The sequence below is a fragment of the Pedobacter sp. AC212 genome (assembly GCF_979258625.1).
Genome location: NZ_OZ409870.1, coordinates 2,402,696 through 2,422,646 on the forward strand (window position 1 = coordinate 2,402,696; position 19,951 = coordinate 2,422,646).

Annotated in this window: 18 protein-coding genes; 11 read left to right on the forward strand and 7 right to left on the reverse strand. The window is 37.8% G+C overall.

What is annotated here, in order from left to right:
* The first annotated feature begins 357 nt into the window (after positions 1-357).
* The 7 genes from ACZZZC_RS10390 (at position 358) to ACZZZC_RS10420 (ending at position 8,000) form a co-directional block, all read left to right on the forward strand.
* Positions 358-1,986, forward strand: coding sequence for an acyl-CoA carboxylase subunit beta (locus tag ACZZZC_RS10390; RefSeq protein WP_463487117.1), 1,629 nt, complete (start codon positions 358-360; stop codon positions 1,984-1,986).
* 53 nt (positions 1,987-2,039) lie between these two features.
* Entirely contained in the window at positions 2,040-2,420 is a 381-nt protein-coding gene (locus ACZZZC_RS10395; RefSeq protein ID WP_463485882.1) for a DUF3060 domain-containing protein, read from the forward strand.
* 56 nt (positions 2,421-2,476) lie between these two features.
* Positions 2,477-3,640, forward strand: a complete 1,164-nt coding sequence (locus ACZZZC_RS10400; RefSeq protein ID WP_463485883.1) for a dipeptidase — start codon at positions 2,477-2,479, stop codon at positions 3,638-3,640.
* A 54-nt stretch (positions 3,641-3,694) separates the two neighbouring features.
* A complete protein-coding gene (locus tag ACZZZC_RS10405; protein WP_463487118.1) occupies positions 3,695-4,333 on the forward strand; it encodes a putative polyvalent protein kinase domain-containing protein in 639 nt (212 codons plus the stop codon).
* Positions 4,334-4,447: 114 nt separating this feature from the next.
* Entirely contained in the window at positions 4,448-5,404 is a 957-nt protein-coding gene (gene trxB, locus ACZZZC_RS10410; protein ID WP_265800317.1) for a thioredoxin-disulfide reductase, read from the forward strand.
* Between the two features lie 176 nt (positions 5,405-5,580).
* Positions 5,581-7,491 (forward strand): beta-N-acetylhexosaminidase, encoded by a 1,911-nt coding sequence (locus ACZZZC_RS10415; protein WP_463485885.1) that lies wholly within the window; start codon positions 5,581-5,583, stop codon positions 7,489-7,491.
* A 125-nt stretch (positions 7,492-7,616) separates the two neighbouring features.
* A complete protein-coding gene (locus tag ACZZZC_RS10420; RefSeq protein ID WP_463485886.1) occupies positions 7,617-8,000 on the forward strand; it encodes a diacylglycerol kinase family protein in 384 nt (127 codons plus the stop codon).
* Here ACZZZC_RS10420 and ACZZZC_RS10425 read toward each other — a convergent pair.
* From ACZZZC_RS10425 to ACZZZC_RS10435, 3 genes are read right to left on the reverse strand one after another with little or no spacing between them, the layout of a single operon-like run.
* Positions 7,980-8,549 (reverse strand): DUF922 domain-containing protein, encoded by a 570-nt coding sequence (locus ACZZZC_RS10425; RefSeq protein ID WP_463485887.1) that lies wholly within the window; start codon positions 8,547-8,549, stop codon positions 7,980-7,982. The genes ACZZZC_RS10420 and ACZZZC_RS10425 overlap by 21 nt on opposite strands.
* Positions 8,550-8,584: 35 nt before the next feature.
* Positions 8,585-9,181: a hypothetical protein gene (locus ACZZZC_RS10430; protein ID WP_463485888.1), complete on the reverse strand. Its 597-nt coding sequence runs from the start codon at positions 9,179-9,181 to the stop codon at positions 8,585-8,587.
* The gene (locus ACZZZC_RS10435) at positions 9,168-9,665 is read right to left on the reverse strand and encodes an RNA polymerase sigma factor (protein WP_029286005.1); all 498 of its coding nucleotides are present in this window, start codon (positions 9,663-9,665) and stop codon (positions 9,168-9,170) included. Before ACZZZC_RS10435 ends, ACZZZC_RS10430 begins: the two co-directional genes overlap by 14 nt.
* A gap of 161 nt (positions 9,666-9,826) precedes the next feature.
* Here ACZZZC_RS10435 and ACZZZC_RS10440 point away from each other — a divergent pair, with 161 nt between their 5' ends.
* The 4 genes from ACZZZC_RS10440 to rpmA all read left to right on the forward strand — a co-directional run bounded on the left by ACZZZC_RS10440 (position 9,827) and on the right by rpmA (position 13,237).
* Entirely contained in the window at positions 9,827-11,203 is a 1,377-nt protein-coding gene (locus tag ACZZZC_RS10440) for a dicarboxylate/amino acid:cation symporter (protein WP_463485889.1), read from the forward strand.
* Positions 11,204-11,372: 169 nt separating this feature from the next.
* A complete protein-coding gene (locus ACZZZC_RS10445; RefSeq protein ID WP_463485890.1) occupies positions 11,373-11,873 on the forward strand; it encodes a hypothetical protein in 501 nt (166 codons plus the stop codon).
* A gap of 593 nt (positions 11,874-12,466) precedes the next feature.
* Positions 12,467-12,778 carry a 50S ribosomal protein L21 gene (gene rplU / locus ACZZZC_RS10450; RefSeq protein ID WP_010601215.1) on the forward strand — a complete coding sequence of 104 codons (312 nt, stop codon included), beginning with the start codon at positions 12,467-12,469 and terminating at the stop codon, positions 12,776-12,778.
* 51 nt (positions 12,779-12,829) lie between these two features.
* Complete coding sequence (gene rpmA, locus ACZZZC_RS10455) at positions 12,830-13,237, forward strand: 50S ribosomal protein L27 (RefSeq protein WP_265800329.1); 408 nt, start codon at positions 12,830-12,832, stop codon at positions 13,235-13,237.
* A 560-nt stretch (positions 13,238-13,797) separates the two neighbouring features.
* On the opposite strand, the gene ACZZZC_RS10460 is transcribed toward rpmA, so the two are convergent.
* The 4 genes from ACZZZC_RS10460 to ACZZZC_RS10475 form a co-directional block, all read right to left on the reverse strand.
* Positions 13,798-14,772 (reverse strand): polyprenyl synthetase family protein, encoded by a 975-nt coding sequence (locus ACZZZC_RS10460; RefSeq protein ID WP_463487119.1) that lies wholly within the window; start codon positions 14,770-14,772, stop codon positions 13,798-13,800.
* A 45-nt stretch (positions 14,773-14,817) separates the two neighbouring features.
* The gene (gene rnr, locus ACZZZC_RS10465) at positions 14,818-16,950 is read right to left on the reverse strand and encodes a ribonuclease R (protein ID WP_463487120.1); all 2,133 of its coding nucleotides are present in this window, start codon (positions 16,948-16,950) and stop codon (positions 14,818-14,820) included.
* 505 nt (positions 16,951-17,455) lie between these two features.
* Positions 17,456-19,159: an ABC transporter ATP-binding protein gene (locus tag ACZZZC_RS10470; RefSeq protein WP_463487121.1), complete on the reverse strand. Its 1,704-nt coding sequence runs from the start codon at positions 19,157-19,159 to the stop codon at positions 17,456-17,458.
* Entirely contained in the window at positions 19,159-19,872 is a 714-nt protein-coding gene (locus ACZZZC_RS10475; protein ID WP_463487122.1) for a 3'-5' exonuclease, read from the reverse strand. Before ACZZZC_RS10475 ends, ACZZZC_RS10470 begins: the two co-directional genes overlap by 1 nt.
* Positions 19,873-19,951 lie beyond the last annotated feature (79 nt).

Consider the following 19,951-nt stretch of genomic DNA (forward strand, 5'->3'; position numbering starts at 1 on the left):
ATTGCTACACCAGAACAATTATTACTGACTTTGATAGGGTGAGGTTTTATATTTCCCTTCGCCTATTTCTCTATTCTTTTTTTTCTGTTTGTTTGACCGCAAAGGGCACAAGTTTTCGCAAAGAACACAAGCCCAATTGCTACAGGCCATTGTTTCCCTCTCTTCAAGGAGAGGGATTGCTACACCAGAACAATTACTACTAACTTTGATAGGGTGAGGTTTTATATTTCGAGGTCAATATTTTCTTCGTACCATTCTATGCCTTCTTTGCGTACTCGGTATTTAATATTCGCCCCTATAGACTAGAAACCATTTCAGTCTTCTCTATATTTCTGAAAATAAATTTAAATTGCCACCATGGATATCGAATTCAACAAAAACGAGGATGTAAATAAACAGCTGGTTTACGAGCTTAAAACCAAACTCAAAAAGATTTATCAAGGTGGTGGCGAAAAAAACGCGGCTAAACAAAAAGAGAAAGGGAAGTTATTGGCCCGGGAGCGCATTGCTTATCTTATTGATAAAGATTCTGATTTCCTGGAAATTGGTGCCTTCACCGCTGATGGAATGTATCAAGAGCAAGGCGGTTGTCCATCTGCAGGGGTTGTTTGTGGTATTGGTTATGTGAGCGGTCGCCAATGTATGATTGTTGCTAACGATGCCACGGTGAAAGCCGGCGCCTGGTTTCCGATGACAGCTAAAAAAAATCTTCGGGCTCAGGAAATTGCCATGGAAAATCGTTTGCCTGTAATTTATTTAGTTGATAGTGCGGGTGTGTATTTGCCCATGCAAGATGAAATTTTTCCTGATAAAGAACACTTCGGCAGAATGTTCCGAAATAATGCAATGATGTCGGCCGAAGGGATTGTACAAATCTCCGCCATTATGGGCGCTTGTGTTGCCGGTGGTGCATACCTACCTATTATGAGTGATGAAGCCATGATTGTTGATAAAACAGGATCGGTATTTTTGGCCGGATCTTATTTGGTTAAATCTGCGATAGGAGAAGAAGTCGACAATGAAACCTTAGGCGGTGCGACCACACACTGCGAAATTTCTGGGGTTACGGATTACAAACATCCCAATGATCAGGCCTGTTTGGATAGTATCCGAAACATCATGAGCATGTTGGGTGCACTTCAAAATGCCGGTTTCGATAGGATTAAGCCTGCTAAACCGAAAGCCAAAGAAGAAGAGTTGTACGGGATTATTCCTGAAAACAGAGATAAACAATATGAGATAATGGATATCATCAACCGTTTGGTTGATGATTCTGAATTTGAGGAATATAAGCAGGGCTACGGACAAAGTATCGTTTGTGGTTTGGGCCGTATCGATGGTTGGGCAGTTGGAATAGTGGCCAATCAGCGCAAGGTTGTTAAATCTAAAAAGGGAGAGATGCAGTTTGGGGGCGTAATTTATTCTGACAGTGCAGATAAGGCAAGCCGCTTTATCATGAATTGTAACCAAAAGAAAATTCCATTGGTGTTTTTACAGGATGTAACCGGTTTCATGGTTGGCAGTCGATCAGAGCATGGCGGAATTATCAAAGACGGTGCTAAAATGGTAAATGCAGTGGCCAATTCAGTTGTGCCAAAATTCACTATCGTAATGGGAAATTCTTATGGAGCTGGCAATTATGCTATGTGTGGAAAAGCCTACGATCCAAGATTAATTTATGCCTGGCCGACGGCCAAAATTGCGGTAATGGGCGGTGCACAGGCGGCTAAAACGTTGTTGCAAATTCAAGAGGCTTCGTTAAAAGCAAAAGGAGAAGTGATAACGCCAGAACGAGAAGCGGAGATGTTGAAAGAAATTACTGACAAATATGATAGTCAGACTACGCCATATTATGCAGCATCCCGACTTTGGGTAGATGGGATTATCGATCCTTTAGAAACCAGGAAAGTGATATCAATGGGCATTGAAGCTGCAAATCAGTCGCCAATAACCAAGCGTTTTAATGTTGGTGTGATCCAAACATAATATTCGTATGGTATGATATTTGGTGAGGATAAAGGAAATTAATCCAACCAAATATGAAAAATCTAAGGAAGATTGCCTGGCTATTTGTGCTTACGTTTTTATGTACAATGCCTCTAATTTCGCAAGCACAGACGACCAATAAGGAAACATCGGAAACGATAAATGTTGTCGGTAGCGGTATCACCAAAACAGTTGAAGCTACAGGAAATGAAAATATCAATATTTCCGGTAGTGATATCAATGTAACCATCATTGGGGCATGTAATACCATTACGGTTACTGGTGCAGCCATCAAAGTAAGGGCGCAAAGTGTAAGAACCATTAGGGTTCAAGGTGCAGATTCGGGCGTGGCATATAAATCAAGTCCAAATAAAAATGGAAAGGCAATTTCAAGTGTAACCGGGGCTGATGCTTACGTCACTAAAATTAAATAGCAAAATTAAGATTAGGCATTTGAATGATTAAAAGTTCAAATGCTTAATTTTAATTTATGAAAACCCTTTATTTCTTTCTCTTTTTTGTGCTGCTTCAAAGCAAAATCCTGGCACAAGTTTCAAATCAAATCCACCAGGAAGCCATCGTAATTGATACCCATGGTGATATTCTCTTCAATCAAATTAAATCAGGAATTGATATTGGTAAACTCCAGTCGAAAGGGAATTTCGATCTTATCCGTGCAAAAGACGGTGGTTTGGATGTTCAGTTTTTTTCTATTTGGTGTGATGAAACCGGGGGTTATGCACTCGCTAATCAAGAGTTAGATTCTCTTTACAGTTTAATTAAAAGATATCCAGAGAAAATTCAGTTGGTTAATACCGCCACTGATTTAGAAGCATCGGTGAAGCAACAAAAAATGGCTGCGATGATTGGTGTGGAAGGCGGACACATGATTGAAAACCGTTTAGATTATATCGATAGCCTGGCCAAACGTGGAATGGCTTATTTAACCTTAACATGGAACAATAGTACGCCATGGGCAAGCTCAGCAGCCGAAGAAACTTCTGGAAAAGTGAAACCAAAAAATGCTGGCTTGAATGCTTTTGGCAAGCAAGTGGTGAAAAGACTAAATAAACTAGGGGTAATGGTTGACCTATCTCACGTTGGCGAAAAAACTTTTTATGATGCCATCGAAGCCAGTTCCAGACCTGTAATTGTTTCCCACAGTTGTGCCTACAGTTTGAATCCTGTTCCACGAAATTTGAAAGATGAACAAATTAAGGCTGTCGGAAAAAATAAAGGCGTGATCTGCATTAATTTCTACAGCGGATTTTTAGATTCTACATTTAATAAAAACCAAAAGCTATTGTTAGCAAAATACGATCAGGAATTAAAAATTCTTTCCGCTAAATATGGAAGGAGCAGTGCTATCGATACGCTAATTTCGAACCATGGGGCTGATGCCGAAGCAATCCGGCCGCCAATTGCTTTAGTGGTGAAACACATCAACCATATTGTGAAACTAATTGGAGTAGATCATGTGGGTTTAGGTGCTGATTTTGATGGGGCAGAATCCTTTCCTTCAAGGATGAATAGTGTTGCTGACTATCCTAAAATTACTGCAGAGCTGATTAAAAATGGTTATTCGGAAAGTGAAATTAAGAAAATCCTTGGTGGAAATGTGATTCGATTAATTAGGGAGAACAAGGGAAGTTAGTTGAACGAACATCTTACATATGTGGGAAATTTCGTATCTTTAAATCATATTTTAATGAAAAATATTAAGGATGAATTACGAAATATCATTGTCGGCGATGGATCAGTTAGCGAAACAAGCCAACTCAAAAAAACGCAAAATTTCCTTAGAAGATATGCGCAGACAGGCTTCAGAGCTAAAAAACAAAAGTATCTCAAAAGTGAAGAAGAAATCAGATTAATTGATTTCGCTATTAAAGAAAATCTCATCTATTCGAACGAAATTTCAGAAGATGAATTCATAAGCGCCGGAGCTGAACAAAGAGTTTATAGATATGACGACTGCAATGTCGTTAAACTGAACGACTCTGTTTTTTATGAACATTGGTTAGATTACTTCAACAGTTTACTTATTCACAATTATTTCTTTCAAGCGACAGCTTACAATTTTTTAGGTTTTAAATTAATAAATGAAAAGCTTTTCGCAGTAGTAAAGCAAGAATTTATAATTGCGAACGAACTTACAAACTTAACATCTGTTAAAAAATTTCTTTTATTCAATAATTTCGTAAATAACAGAAATCACGATTATATCAATAAAGATTTAGGAATTATTTTCGAAGATTTACACGATGAAAATGTGCTCTCGAATAATGGAATAGTATATTTTATCGATACAATTTTTTATCTCCAAGATAATTTTTATGAGGGGTGAAACATGGTATTTTCAATGTTAATAAGTAAACTATGTTGACAATGCGCATTTGCTAACGATTATTTAATGCGTTAAATTTGCATTACAATTAATGAATTTCAAACACACCATATAATGTCACAAGAAAACGAACACGTTCAGTGTTTAATTATAGGTTCTGGTCCGGCAGGATATACAGCAGCGATTTACGCAGCTAGAGCAGATTTAAAACCAATTATGTATACCGGTATGCAAGCCGGCGGTCAATTAACGCAAACCACTGATGTAGAAAACTTCCCTGGCTATCCGCAAGGAATTATGGGGCCAGAAATGATGGAAGATTTTCGCAAGCAGGCGGAGCGTTTCGGTACTGATATCCGTTTCGGTTATGTAAGTTCTGTTGATTTTTCTTCTGCTCCACACAAGGTCGTAATTGATGAAATCAAAACCATCACTGCCGATACCGTAATTATTGCTACAGGTGCAACTGCAAAATGGTTGGGTTTACCAAGCGAGCAACAATATAATGGATTTGGAGTTTCAGCTTGTGCCGTTTGCGATGGTTTCTTTTTCAAAGGCCAGGATGTTGCAATTGTAGGCGCCGGAGATACGGCTGCTGAAGAAGCTACATACTTAGCTAAACTTTGTAAAACTGTCCATTTATTGGTGCGTCGCGATGAGTTTAGAGCTTCAAAAACAATGGTGAGTCGTGTTTTAGCAACTCCAAATATCGTAGTACATTATAATACCGAAACACAAGAGATTTTGGGTAATGGTAAAAATGTAACCGCTGTAAAAGTGCTTAATAATCAAACCAGCGTAACTTCAGAAATTCCAGTTGAAGGTTTCTTCGTGGCCATTGGGCACAAACCAAATACCGATATTTTTAAAGGCCAGTTGGAAATGGACGAGACAGGTTATTTATTAACTAAACCAGGTTCTACATTAACGAATATTGAAGGTGTTTTCGCTTGTGGCGATGTTCAGGATATGTATTATCGCCAGGCAGTAACCGCTGCGGGTTCAGGCTGTATGGCTGCCCTAGATGCTGAGCGTTATCTTGCTGCTAAAGAACATCCGGTTGAGGCATAACCTCACTTGACAATATTTTAAATCTCCTCAACTTTTTGAGGAGATTTTTTTTGTCTTAAATTTCGCAAAACAAACGTTTGATTAAGAGTGTAACAAAAAAGTGAGCTATACATTCTTTTCGTAATCTATATCTTAGGTAAGATTTAATAAACTATTTTTCTAAACCAAAACCAATCATGAACAAAGCATTATCGATTTTTATTGGAGTATTAATCAGCACAAGTGCATTTGCGCAGGGCGATCCAAACCTCGGGATAATTCCTGCACCCGTATCCATTACCCGAGCGAGTGGTAATTTCATCCTCGACAAAACAACTTTATTAATTAATCAAAGTGTCGATGGCGCAAAATCGGCCGATTTATTAAATGCCTTCATTGTAAACAAAGCTGGTTTCGCATTGCGAGAAAGTAAATTGCCTCAACCAAACCAAAAAAGTATTTTGCTAACATCAGCTGGTGCAGATAAACTGCCAGCAGAAGGATATACAATCAAGGTCAGCCCAACTCAGATTGTAATTACAGGAAAAGGTGCGGGTTTATTTTACGGGGTAGAGTCTGCCATGCAAATGATACCAGAGAAAATTGGAGACAAAATAACTATTCCGGCGGTGATGATCAATGATTATCCTCGTTTTGGTTATCGTGGCGCAATGCTGGATGTTTGCCGCCACTATTTTCCAGTTTCATTTATCAAAAAATACATCGATCAGTTGGCTTACTATAAAATAAACACTTTTCACTGGCATTTAACTGATGATCAGGGATGGCGGTTGGAAATTAAAAAATATCCAAAGCTTACTCAGATCGGTTCTACCAGACCTGGTACAATCATTGGCAATTATCCTGGCAATGGCAATTATTTGACCGAAGTAAAGGGTTTTTACACACAAGATGAAGCTAAAGATATTGTAAAATATGCCGCAGAGCGGTACATCACCGTGATACCAGAAATTGAATTGCCTGGCCATGCATCAGCAGCAATAGCGGCTTATCCAGAATTAAGTACATTTCCTAACCGTGATACATTTATAAGTGATAAAACACCTTGGGCAGGAGCAAGAAAAGGAAAGTTAGTTCAGCAAACCTGGGGAGTTTTTGATGATATTTTCACTCCAACAGATAATACGTTTACCTTTTTAGAAAATGTGCTGGATGAGGTAATTGCAATTTTCCCTTCTAAATATATCCACATTGGAGGAGATGAAGCGCCGAAAACGTATTGGAAAGAATCGCCATTTTGCCAGGCTTTGATGAAAGAAAAAGGCTTGAAAGATGAACATGAATTACAAAGCTATTTCATTCAAAGGATTGAAAAACATGTAAATGGCAAAGGACGTTCGATTATTGGCTGGGATGAAATTTTAGAGGGTGGTTTAGCGCCAAATGCAACGGTTATGAGTTGGAGAGGTGAAGCAGGGGGAATTGCAGCTGCTCAACAAAATCACGATGTAATTATGACTCCAGGTTCCATGGGGCTATACATCGACCATAAACAATCAAATTCTCCTGACGAACCTGTTACCATCGGTGGTTTTGCACCTTACCAAAAAATTTATGCTTACGATCCGATTCCGAAAGTTTTAACAGCCGATCAGCGAAAATACATTAAAGGAGTGCAGGCTAACATGTGGACTGAATACATCAAAACGCCTGAGAAAGCAGAAAACCATGCTTTTCCACGTTTATTAGCGCTATCTGAAATTGCCTGGAGCCCAGTTGAACGCAAGGACTTAAAGAATTTTTCGGAGGAACGTTTACCGAAGCATTTAGCTCGTTTAGATAAAATGAATATCAACCTTTGGGTGCCAACACCAATCGGTCAAAGTGATAAACCTTTAACAGGCGGCGATTTTACAATTGATTTAAAAGTTCCGATTACTGGCGGAAAAATTTACTATTCATTAGACGGGTCAAGACCGTCAGAAAATGCATTTTTGTACACTTCGCCAATTAAAGTAACTGTTCCACAAGGCGAAAAACGGGTTTTAACAACAATAGTTGTTGCGCCGAGCGGAAAAAGAAGTGTTACTACAAAAACAATTTTAGATAATGGCGCTCCAGCTGAAAAAACTGAAGCAAAGAAATAAGAATCTGCGAATTGATAAAGGGTTAAAATTTTAAAACATATCATTATAGAAGCCTTTAAAGCAGCATCTCTCGCTATTTGCAGAGATGCTGCTTTGTTTTGATATGCTATTTAGTAAATTGCGAAATGCAGGAAAATCGCAAATTCTCAGTAATAGATAGAATTAAAAGCTTTAAATATGCTTTTAATGGATTGCGGTTATTTTTTATTAATGATCATAATGGCAGAATTCATCTATTTGCAGCGTTAATCGCTATTGGCTTATCGTTTTACCTACAGCTTTCTGCATCGGAGTGGATCGCAATTTTGGCTGTCATTACTTCGGTAATTGTAGCCGAAATAATCAATGCATCGATAGAAAAATTAGCCAATGTTGTTTCTCCAGAATATCATCCTAAAATTAAAGTTGTTAAAGATTTAGCCGCTGCCGCGGTGTTAATGGCTGCTTTGTTGGCAGTTGTTGTGGGATTAATCATCTTCCTCCCAAAATTATCGCGAATCATTGGCTAGGGTAGCAGCTCGAGATTCGGCCATTTTATCTTCAATAATTTTATCCCAACGTGCCTGCATTTTATGATTGCTTCCGTGTTCGGTTTCCTCATCATAATTGCGCTGCATGGTGTCGAAATAATTGCTTAGTTCATTCGCTAACTGAGAAATCTGAGCCTTATAATTTTTAATTGAATAGTTTCTGTTTTTTAGAACACGCTCCGCCTCCGAAAGTAAAATATATTGGATGTTCACATGTCCTTGTTCATGGTGAAGCAAGCTGGCACTCACATTCGGATCTTTAATTTTATCCCATTTTACCCATGAGCGGTCTTTATCGATGCTTATTTCATTTTTAAGGTTGATAGCCACTCGATTTCTATAGATGGTAGATTCGTAACTGTACTTCCATGTCATTGCCGTTAATGCAAAAAAGGGTGAACGCGTATCAGGCTTTCCTTTAAAATAAGTTTCCCAATCCAGCTGAACGGGCTGAGTAAAATCTTGCTTAAAACCGAAAGTAAACGGCAGTACGAGTGTAAGCAGTAAAATTGCAAGAGGTGTTTTCATCACAAAATTGGATTGAAAAAACCGTGCCTAAAATTTTATGGCATTGAAATTTGTGCACTTATTCTTTCAAATTTTTCAATTAGTAGAGATATACGCTCCTTTTCGCGTTTTATAACCGCATTTCTAAGGATTGTAGAGCAGAACAGAATCCACAGAAATGTGAAGCTAACCGCTACAATCGTCATGGTGATACTTAAGTGTGCAAGTATCTCGATGAAATAGAAAATTAGTCCAAGTGAAAGTGCTACAGTATAAAACCAATAAAGGGAATTGTATAGCTTATACCGATTTAACTGGTATACTCTTAAATCACTGAGATATTCATTTGGGTGACGGGTGTAATCGCTTTTTGAAATCAAACGATGATCCCGGTATAGAATTAAGATATATACACCTATCGCTAGCAAAGTGATGCTAATTCCGACATGTGTGGTCCACGATTCGAAATGAAAGAACACCCATAAAACAGCGATTGCAATAAATGATGCAAGCATGCCAAGGATATTTAAAGCAGACTTTAACTTCAAACCATTCACTTCTTTCTTTACTTGCTGTAACATTTCATCAGCAGAAACCTTAACTTCTACATCGTGTTTTTGCCACAACTCTTGTATTTGATCAAACGCTTGCATACTGGTTATATAGTTCTGTTAATTTTTGTTTAATACGATGAATTTTAACCCTCAAATTTCCCTCACTTATTCCTGAGATGTCGGCAATTTCGTGGTATGGAAGCTCATCAAGCACCATGGTAATAATTAAACGGTCGTTTTCTTCAAGCTTCGATATACATTTATAAAGCAGGGCTACCTGTTCATTTTTTTCTGAAAACTCTTCAATTTTGTTTTCGATAATGTTATCTGTCAACTCGTCTTTTGCCTGCCTTTTTTCCGATCTGAGATAGGTAAGGCAAGTGTTGACGGCAATTCTATAAATCCAGGTTGATATTAATGATTTGTTTCTAAACTTGTCCAGATTCTGCCAAACCTTTAAAAAGGTTTCCTGTAAAAGATCATTAGCAGCATCGGTATCGCCCGTGTAACCATAACATAAATGGAAGATCTTTTTGGAATTCGAATCGAAGATTTCTTTAAATAGCTTGTCTTTTTGTTCCATTTATGGGTTTGTAGGTGTTTTTTAGATGGAGGTTAGCGTTTTTTGTTACAGCGAAATTAGAAAATTAAATAATTTTTAAACACCCTGGCGATCAAAATTTGTTAGCCACAGTAAATATCGTAGTTTTACCAAATTAACAGAGCCACAAACTTTTTATATTCATGAAGAAAAACAAACTCACGCTGTTCATTTTTATAGCGCTGATTGCCGGAGTTGCATTAGGCTATATTCTGAACGTTAATTCGATTGATGTTTACAATCAGAAAATCCTAAACGCCGATGCGCAGGTAAAAAGCATAGAGGTAGCCATTAAAAAAGCTACCGATACAACATCTGCAACTTTTACCCAGCTTAAAGCCGAAAGAAAAGCGAATGCTCAAATTAAAAAGGAGAATGAAGATATCCGGGAAAAGAAGCTTGAGTATTTTACGCTTTTGAGTGATATTTTTCTTCGCTTGATAAAAATGATTGTGGCGCCCTTGGTTTTTACAACTTTGGTGGTTGGTGTGGCTAAAGTTGGCGATATTAAAGCCGTAGGCCGGATTGGCGGTAAAACTTTAGGGTGGTTCATGGCGATGTCGCTAATGTCTTTAGTACTTGGATTAATTCTAGTCAACCTGTTCGAACCTGGAAAACACATGCAGTTAACCTTGCCAGATCAAATGGTAAATACCGGGATCCAGAAGGCTGCGATGAGCGTAAAAGATTTTATCGCCCACGTTTTTCCTAAAAGTATTGCCGAATCTATGGCCACCAATGAGATTCTTCAAATCGTTGTATTTTCTTTGTTTTTTGGTGTAGCCACAGCTGCCATTGGCGACTTAGGCCAGGTAGTAATTAAAGCGTTCGACGCCATTGCTCATGTGATTTTGAAAATGACAGGTTATGTGATGAACTTTGCTCCATTAGCAGTTTTTGGTGCGATGACAGCCATAGTAGCCAAGCAAGGACTAAATGTGCTTAATACCTACGCAATTTTTATTGGAGAGTTTTACCTGGGTTTAGGTATTTTATGGGCAATGCTGATTTTTATCGGCTTCTTAATCCTTAAAAAACGAGTTTTCAAGCTAGTAAGCGATATGAAAGAGCCGGCAATTTTGGCTTTCAGTACAGCCAGTAGCGAGGCTGCTTACCCCAAAACCATGATGTTGCTGGAACGTTTCGGCTGCAAAGATAAGATTGTGAGTTTCGTATTGCCGTTGGGCTATTCATTCAATTTGGACGGCTCCATGATGTACATGACTTTTGCATCGCTATTTATAGCGCAAGCTTATGGCATTCATTTAGGTTTCGAACAGCAAATTTCAATGTTATTGATTTTAATGTTAACCAGTAAAGGCATTGCGGGTGTACCGAGAGCTTCATTGGTAGTAATTGCAGGAACCATCGCCAGCTTCAATATTCCTGAGGCAGGTTTAGCGCTACTGATTGGTATCGATCCGCTATTGGATATGGGCCGCTCGGCAACTAATGTTGTTGGTAACAGTATCGCAACTGCAGTAGTAAGTAAGTGGGAAGGGGAGTTGAAAGATTCGTAATTTTAAGTTCGAATCATCCAGCTGAAGTTTTTAGTTTAGTATGTATTTAATAAATGATTTTAGGATGTTTCGATGTTCACTAAATTTTTTAAACTTTGCATCGTTTTGGATTCACTCGAAATTTGATAGTCCAATAATTCAGTCATTCAAAATTCAATAATTAACTCAAGTGTCAAGTAGAGGAAAAAAAATATTCTTAGCCATTACCATCATCGTACCGATGATTATTTACTGCTATATCTATTACAAGCCCATTATTCAGAATGCACCATTTCGCAAGGCTGATTTTGTTTCCATGCAATTTAGCTACGGATTAAAAGATACCTTAGAAAATAAGTATGATTCCAAAACGGGTGTTTATCAATATGTAAACAATAGAGACTCGGTGATTACCAAGAAAGTTTTCTTAAAAAGCGACGATATTTTGTACATGCATAGAAAGGCGAATGAGATTGGTCTTTGGAATTTTCCTGATACGATTGGCCAAAAAAGTGCTAAATCGAAAGCAGTTCCACGTTACGATATCACCTTCAATTACAAAGAAAAATCGAAACATGTAGTGATATATGGCGATTTTGATGGAAACCCAAAGTTGTTGGATGCTGCCGTTCAAATGCGTAAAGTTATTCAGGAAACTTTAAACCAGGCAGAGATAAGATCTGGAAAGTAGTTTCATCACCAAAAATATTCAAAGGCTTAATTGTGAACCTAATGTGTAGGTTTTCAATTAAGTCTTTTCTTTTAGGATGATTTCGTTAAGATTTTTTCTTTTTTTTTAACGACCTTTTCCTGATAGGTGCTTTTTGAAAATGAATGTTTAGCTTTGCTTGGAAGAACGCAGTCCCGCTTTACGTTATAAGCACCGCTGAATAGCGGAGGCTTTCACTTCAATCGGGTTTATAAACAAAGGCATGTTTTCTATAGCAGCGCATTTAATAAAATTGTTGTAAAGTTTGTGGGGACGGAACAACAGTTTGAAATACCGGCCTGCGTAAAATAAACCTGATGGTAATGAAAAGCCCGAAGCGCAGCGAGGACTTGTAATAAACAGCAGGGCAGGAGTAACCTAATATATTCAGATTTTGCTTTCCAAAATCGAGTTAAAAACATAACACAATTCGATCTTAAAATCTGGTAATCCTATAAATCTTGGTTCCGAAGGATTATAGTTAAAAATATTTTCGATATGTGTTTGTGTGTTAATTGAATTTGTTCTATATTTGCACCTCGTTAAATAAAAATTAAAAAACTAATATTTAAACAATGTACGCAATAGTAAATATAGCAGGGCAGCAATTTAAAGTTGCTAAAGACCAGCACCTTTTTGTACACAGATTGCAAGGAGATGAAGGCGCTAGTATTGAATTTGATAATGTATTGTTGGTTGATAATGGTGGTGCAATCACTGTAGGAGCTCCTGCGGTTAAAGGTGCTAAAGTTTCAGCTACTATCGTATCTCATTTAAAAGGTGATAAAGTAATCGTTTTCCACAAAAAACGTAGAAAAGGTTACAAAAAGAAAAATGGTCACCGCCAGTTTTTCACAAAGATTCAGATTTCTGATATCACGTTATAATTCATTAGTTAACCAATAATTCGCTTTTAGCGAGTTAAAAAATATAAAATCATGGCACACAAAAAAGGAGCCGGTAGTTCGAAAAACGGACGTGAATCGCATAGTAAGCGTTTAGGTATTAAAATTTTCGGTGGTCAGTTAGCTATCGCTGGAAACATTTTAGTACGTCAACGTGGTACAAAACACCATCCAGATAAAAATGTTGGTTTAGGAAAAGACCATACATTATTCGCTTTGATTGATGGTACTGTAGTTTTCAGAAAGAAACAAGATAACAAATCTTATGTATCTGTTCTTCCTATCTCTGATGCTGAAATCGAAGAAGCATTAACTAAAAAACCAGCTGTTAAAAAAGAAGCTGCTGCTGTAGAAGTTCCTGCTGAAGCTGCTGCTAAAAAAGCACCTGCTAAAAAAGTTAAAAAAGACGAAGCTACTGAAGAAGCTGCTGTTGCAGAATAATTAGTATCAACTGATATTTGAAGAGTCCTGATGAAAATCAGGACTTTTTCTGTTTATGGGAAAATGGATAACTTATTATCTGCTATAAGCACCGTTCGATCAAATACATCAGCTATGAAGCAAAAGTATTAACGAAGATTAGTGCTATCATCAAAAAGAGGCAGTATTACAAATTCAGTATGCCTTATGGAATTTAATTTTGTTGTGTTGTCATGCTGCCATTGACGTTTTTATTTTCCGTCATTGCGAAATCGATTTTTCATCGATTGAAGCAATCTCATTTGATAACACACTAACAAGAATGACATTGCTTCGTACCTCGCCTGCCTGCCGCAGGCAGACAATGACGACCGTTCTTAACGTCATTTATATTAATTTTTATGAAATAAATTAACCCTCAGCTTGACTGGGCATCTTATTACATAAAAGAGCATTTCTGTCTTCTATTTGCATTACGATTCCCGTTTTCACGGGAATGACGATTTATGAAGTGTTATTTTCTCTATTTAAATATAAAATTATTTTGCAATAAGCTCTTTTTAAATGAGGCGTTATATGTATTAGTATTCTCTAGCCATTAGCTGATTAGTTAATGTGAGCAGATTGTTTTTTTGCTCAGTGCTCACATTAATTTGCTCAAAAAAGTTTAATGCCTTATCCAGGTAGTTATTCATCGTTTCTTTAGCGATATTTTGAATGTCCAAAGTATTGTAAACTGAAGTCACTGTTGCGACTTTTTCCTTGATATCGAAATCTTTATAACCCGTCCAGGTATCTAAAGACTCCTTGATGTCGCCTTCTGCCAGTTCAAATGCTTTTAGTAGTAAGAATGTCTTCTTGTTTGCTATGATATCGCCACCAACCTGCTTTCCAAACTTTTCAGGATCAGCATAAACATCCAGAATATCATCCTGTAATTGAAAAGCAATTCCGATGTTTTCTCCAAACTGGTAAATCAAATCAGCATCTTTTTCTGAAGCCCCTGCGATGATCGCACCTAACTTTAAAGCGCCACCCAACAGAACTGCCGTTTTTAACCTGATCATATTGATGTATTCTTCAATACTTACATCATCACGGCTTTCAAATTCCATATCGAGTTGCTGTCCTTCGCAAACACCTTGAGCCGTTGAGTTGAAGGTATCTAGAACATCTTTCAGGAAGATTGGATTAACCTTGGCTAGGTTTTTATTTGCCTCAACCATCATCACATCTCCACTTAAAATAGCCGTATTGGTGCTCCATTTCTCGTGTACGGTTGCTTTACCCCGGCGCAGAGGTGCATTATCCATTATGTCATCATGCACCAAAGTAAAGTTGTGAAAAACTTCAATTGCCATGGCTGCATGGATGGAGTCGTGAGCATCCTTACCAAATAGTTCGGTTGCCATTAAAACCAGAAGTGGCCTAACGCGTTTTCCGCCCAGGTTAATGATATAAGTAATCGGATCGTAAAGCTGTTTAGGCTGATCAGGAAACTTTAAATTTTTTATTGCTGTATCTAAGATTTGTTGTAGTTGTTCTGTTGTATGCATCTTTTACGTAAACACGGTGTCTTTTGGCACGAATGTCTTAAATTTTTAATCAGGAATAAGGGTGAAATCTATTTGGCGTTTAGAAAGGTCGACTTTCTTTACCCGAATCATCACTTCATCACCAAGTTGATATTTTTTCTTTTTTCTTTGGCCAACAATGCAATAATTTTTTTCATCGAGTACATAAAAATCGTCAGAAATATCACGCAAACGAATCATTCCCTCACATTTATTTTCTTCGATCTCAACATACATACCCCATTCGGTCACTCCAGAAATAATCCCTTTGTATTCAGTACCAATGTTATTTTCGAGGTATTCTGCTTGTTTGTATTTAATTGATGCTCTTTCTGCATCAGCGGCACGTTTTTCCATTGCAGAAGAATGAGCACATGCTACCTCATAAAATTCTGCATCAGCAGATTTACCCCCATCTAAATAGGTTTGGAGCAGCCTGTGTGCCATTACATCGGGGTAACGACGAATTGGCGAAGTAAAGTGGGTGTAGTATTCGAAGGCCAAGCCGTAATGACTCGTCTTTTTAGTCGAATAAATTGCTTTAGCCATTGACCGGATGGCCAGTGATGTTAATATATTCTGTTCTTTCTTGCCTTCTACATCAGCCATTAAATGGTTCAGTGATTTGGCTATTTCCTTATCTGATTTAGTATTGATTTTATAACCGAAACGGGAAGCAAATGTAGCGAAAGAAGTAAGATTTTCCATGTTTGGTGAATCATGAACCCGGTAAACGAAAGTTAGTTTCTTCTCGCCCTTTTGCTTTTTCGCCACAAATTCTGCCACCTTGCGGTTGGCCAGAAGCATATAATCTTCAATTAACTTGTGTGCATCTTTCCGCTCTTTTACATAAACTCCGATTGGTTTGCCAGATTCATCAAGCTTAAACTTTACTTCGGTACTTTCGAAACTGATGGCACCATTTTTAAATTTGCGATCACGCAAAATATAAGCGAGCTCATTAAGTTTTAGAATTTCTGTGGCGTAATCACCAGCTTTATTTTCTATTACTTCCTGCGCCTCTTCATAGCTAAAACGTCTATCAGAATGAATGATCGTTCGTCCGTACCATTCAGCTTGAATATTGGCCTGCTCATCAAGTTCAAACACTGCAGCAAAACACAATTTATCTTCATTTGGACGAAGCGAGCACACACCATTACTTAAACGTTCTGGCAACATTGGGATTACGCGATCTACCAAATATACCGATGTTGCACGACTGTAAGCTTCTTTATCTAAATCGGTTCCCTGAATAACATAATGAGAAACATCAGCAATATGAACCCCGATTTCATGGTTTCCATTCGGAAGTTTCTGATAGGAAATGGCGTCATCGAAATCTTTAGCATCTGCAGGATCGATGGTGAAAGTAAGTATATTTCTAAAATCTTTACGCTTTGCAATTTCATCCGCAGGAATTTCTTCAGGGATTGCATTAGCCTCTTTTTCTACCTGTGGTGGAAATTCTAAAGGAAAACCATACTGAGCCAAAATGGCGTTCATTTCGGTATTGTTTTCACCCTGGTTTCCTAATACATGTTTTACAATACCAATAGGATTCTTAGCGCTTTCGGGCCAATCTGATAGGGTTACCAAAACCCGTTGACCGTTTTTTGCATCCAACGTATCAGCCAATGGTACGAAAATGTCATGCATCATCTTTTTATCATCAGCAATAACAAATGCAAATCGATCGGATATTTTAATTACACCCGTAAAATCTGACTTGGCTCGTTTGAGGATTTCTACTACCTCCCCTTCATTTTTTCGTCCACTTTTCTTGGCAAAAACATAGGCTTTGACGGTATCGCCATGCAACGCATTTTTCAATTTTCTAGGAGCTACGAAGACGTCTTTCTCAAATTCATCCTCCGGAACGATATAGGCAGAACCATCAGCGGTCATATCAACAGTTCCGATTATAAAATTCTGAAGATCTTTAAGCTTGAATTTCCCTTTTTCTGGTTCAAGGAAAATACCGGCGCCTTTGCCTTCTTTTAATATTTCCAGGATGGTTTCTCGTGATTCCTGATCATTCAGATTTAATTTAGCTGAAACCTGTTTATAGTTAAGAACCTGATTGTTGTTTTTTTCAAATACATCACTAACCAATTGATTTAGAACCAATTTTATATTTGCCGATTTCTTCTTTGCCATACGCTAAAACTGAATTTACCGAAGATACAGAAAAGATATAAACGATGGTTAATGTGTGGTGTAAAATGGATGACGAATGACGTAAATAAACACGAAATTTAAGACAGTTTAGGTGGGATTAATAAGGTTACGGTATAGCCGTTATTTATCTCACATCATTACATTTTCCATCAAGAGCCGAGGCAAATGCATTAAGATAATTTTGTCTTGGCCAGACAGGCCTTCCACTTTTTCTTGATAAAAAGTGGAGCAAAAATCAAGGCTTGCCATTATTTTGGTAAAAATTCGTCAAACCACAATGAAAATAATTTGAGGCCTCCCTCTGCTTTTATGCCACCACACGGCTGAAAATTATTTTGGACACTGCAGTTTGAACGGTTTTGAAAGTGGTTTCAACGTTTTTTTCTCAAAATAATGGCTAGGCCAATGCGCTTTTGGCTGTTGCAGAGCTATTATTTAAGTACCTCAATAGCTAACGCTCAGTTGTAATACGTTTGCCCCCGCATCAAGAGCCCGGTATCGCCTCAATTAACTTTTTGGTGTAAGCTGCTTTTGGTGCATAGAAAATTTGTTCCGGAAAACCTTCTTCTTCAATTTTACCTTTATTCATTACTAAAATACGATCTGATATATGTTTCACCACCGCTAAATCATGTGAAATGAAAATGTATGTCAGACCGAATTCGCGTTGAAGGTCTCTAATTAAGTTCAGTACCTGCGCTTGTACAGAAACATCCAATGCCGAAACGGATTCATCACAAATAATGAATTTCGGTTCTAAAGCCAAAGCTCTGGCAATGACCACCCGCTGCCGCTGCCCGCCGCTAAATTCATGGGGATAACGGTTAAAATGCTCCTCTTTTAAACCTACCTTGTTCAATAGTTCCAGCACTTTTTGCTTTCTTTCTGCATCATTTTTGTATAAACGATGTACTTGCAGGGGCTCTAAAATTGATTGGCCAATGCTAAGTTTCGGGTTTAAGGAGGCATAAGGATCCTGAAAAATAATCTGAATATCTTTTCTTAATTTCCTCAATTCAGATCTGCTGATGTTTGTGATATCTTGACCGTTGAACACGATACTTCCTGATGTAGGTTGAATCAATCGTAAAATTGTTCTGCCAAGAGTTGTTTTACCACAACCAGATTCGCCGACCAAGCCTAAAGTTTCTCCGGGAAAAACCTCAAAATTAATCTGATCTACTGCTTTCACGTAATCGGTAGTTTTTCCAAATAGACCATTGTGGATCGGATACCAGGTGCAAAGTTCTTTAACCTGAAGCAAAGGTTTTTTAGCGTAAAGTGATGCTCTACGTGAGGCAATTTCTTCTTCCGTTAACTGGTTAGAGGCATTCAAGTGTGCATTTGCGTCGGCAATTTTTCCTGTTAAAAAATCGGCTACAACTGGCAGTTTCTTCAATTGCAGGCTAGGAGAGGGGCGACAAGCTAGCAAGCCTTTCGTGTAGGGATGTTGAGGATTTTCAAATATTGACTTTGCAGGCCCTTGCTCTACAATTTCGCCTTTGTACATTACAGCAACCTCATCGGCGATTTCATTTACCACACCTAAGTCATGCGAGATAAAAATCATGGCCATGTGCCGTTCTTCTTTCAGCTTTAAAAGCAGTTGCAGAATGGTTTTTTGAACCGTAACATCGAGGGCAGTGGTAGGTTCATCAGCAATTAAAAGTTTTGGGTTGCAGCTTAAAGCCATCGCAATCATCACCCGTTGTTTTTGTCCACCAGAAATTTGATGCGGATAACTATCAAATATTTTTTCTGGTCGCGGCAATTGAACCTCGTTAAAAAGGTCAATGGTTTTTTCTTTCGCAATTTGTTTATCAACCTTTTGGTGAAGTATTATGGCTTCTGCCACTTGCTCGCCACAGGTAAAAACAGGATTCAACGAAGTCATTGGTTCCTGGAAGATCATCGAAATCTGATTTCCCCTTATCTGACGGATTTCATTTGAACTTAAGTTGAGCAAACTAGTGTTTTCAAAATCAATATCGCCGGTAATTTTAGCTGAGCGTTCGTCGTGCAAACGCATAATGGAAAAAGAAGTTACGGATTTTCCCGATCCAGATTCTCCAACAATACCCAAAACAGTTCCTTTTTTAACGTTAAAACTGATTGTTTTAACTGCTTTAAACCAGGTTTTTTCTTCTTGATTGTAGAAGTCGATATTTAGATTTTCAACGTTTAGCATCAGGATACAATGGTAATGTTTTCTGCTGAAATAATATCCATTCCTTTGAATTTTAGTAACACTTGAGCAGTAGTCACTACATCTTTTTGGCAATAGGTTACAATTCTATCCAAATTTTGCTCTTCATAATAAACCTGCCTAACCTGGCTTCCATCCATGTCGTCTTTTGGCGTTGGAATATTCAAAATTGCCGCTAATAAATTTAACGAAGTAAAGTGTTTATGATCGCCAAACTTCCACATCTCCATGGTATCCAGGTGGTTAATTTCCCAGGGTTTCTTGCCAGAAATATCTAGTTGAGTTGGAATTTCTAAGCCGTTGATCAGCAGTCGTCTGCAGATATAAGGATAATCAAATTCTTTTCCATTATGGGCGCAAAAAGCCAATGTAGGCACTTGCCTGTTAATTAGGTTAGAAAATTCTGTTAAAATTTCTTTTTCGTCGTGGCCATAAAAGGATTTTAAACGTAAGGAATACGATTTGTTTTGATAGCTGAAAATTCCTAAACTGATACAGATGATCTTTCCAAATTCGGCTAAGATGCCGGCTCGTTCGTAAAATTCGTCTGCACTTTGTTCTGTTGTACGTTGAAAATGCGTTTTCTGCTCCCAAAGCTGTTGTAAATGAGGCGGAACATCACTGAAGGATGGATATTGAGGAACTGTTTCAATATCTAATACTACAACCTGACTTAAATCGAGCTTTTTTAGCATGAAACAAGATACTAATTTTATGAATAACCAAAAAGCAATACCCAATTTTCATTGAAACATCTTCAATTAATCAATCTAA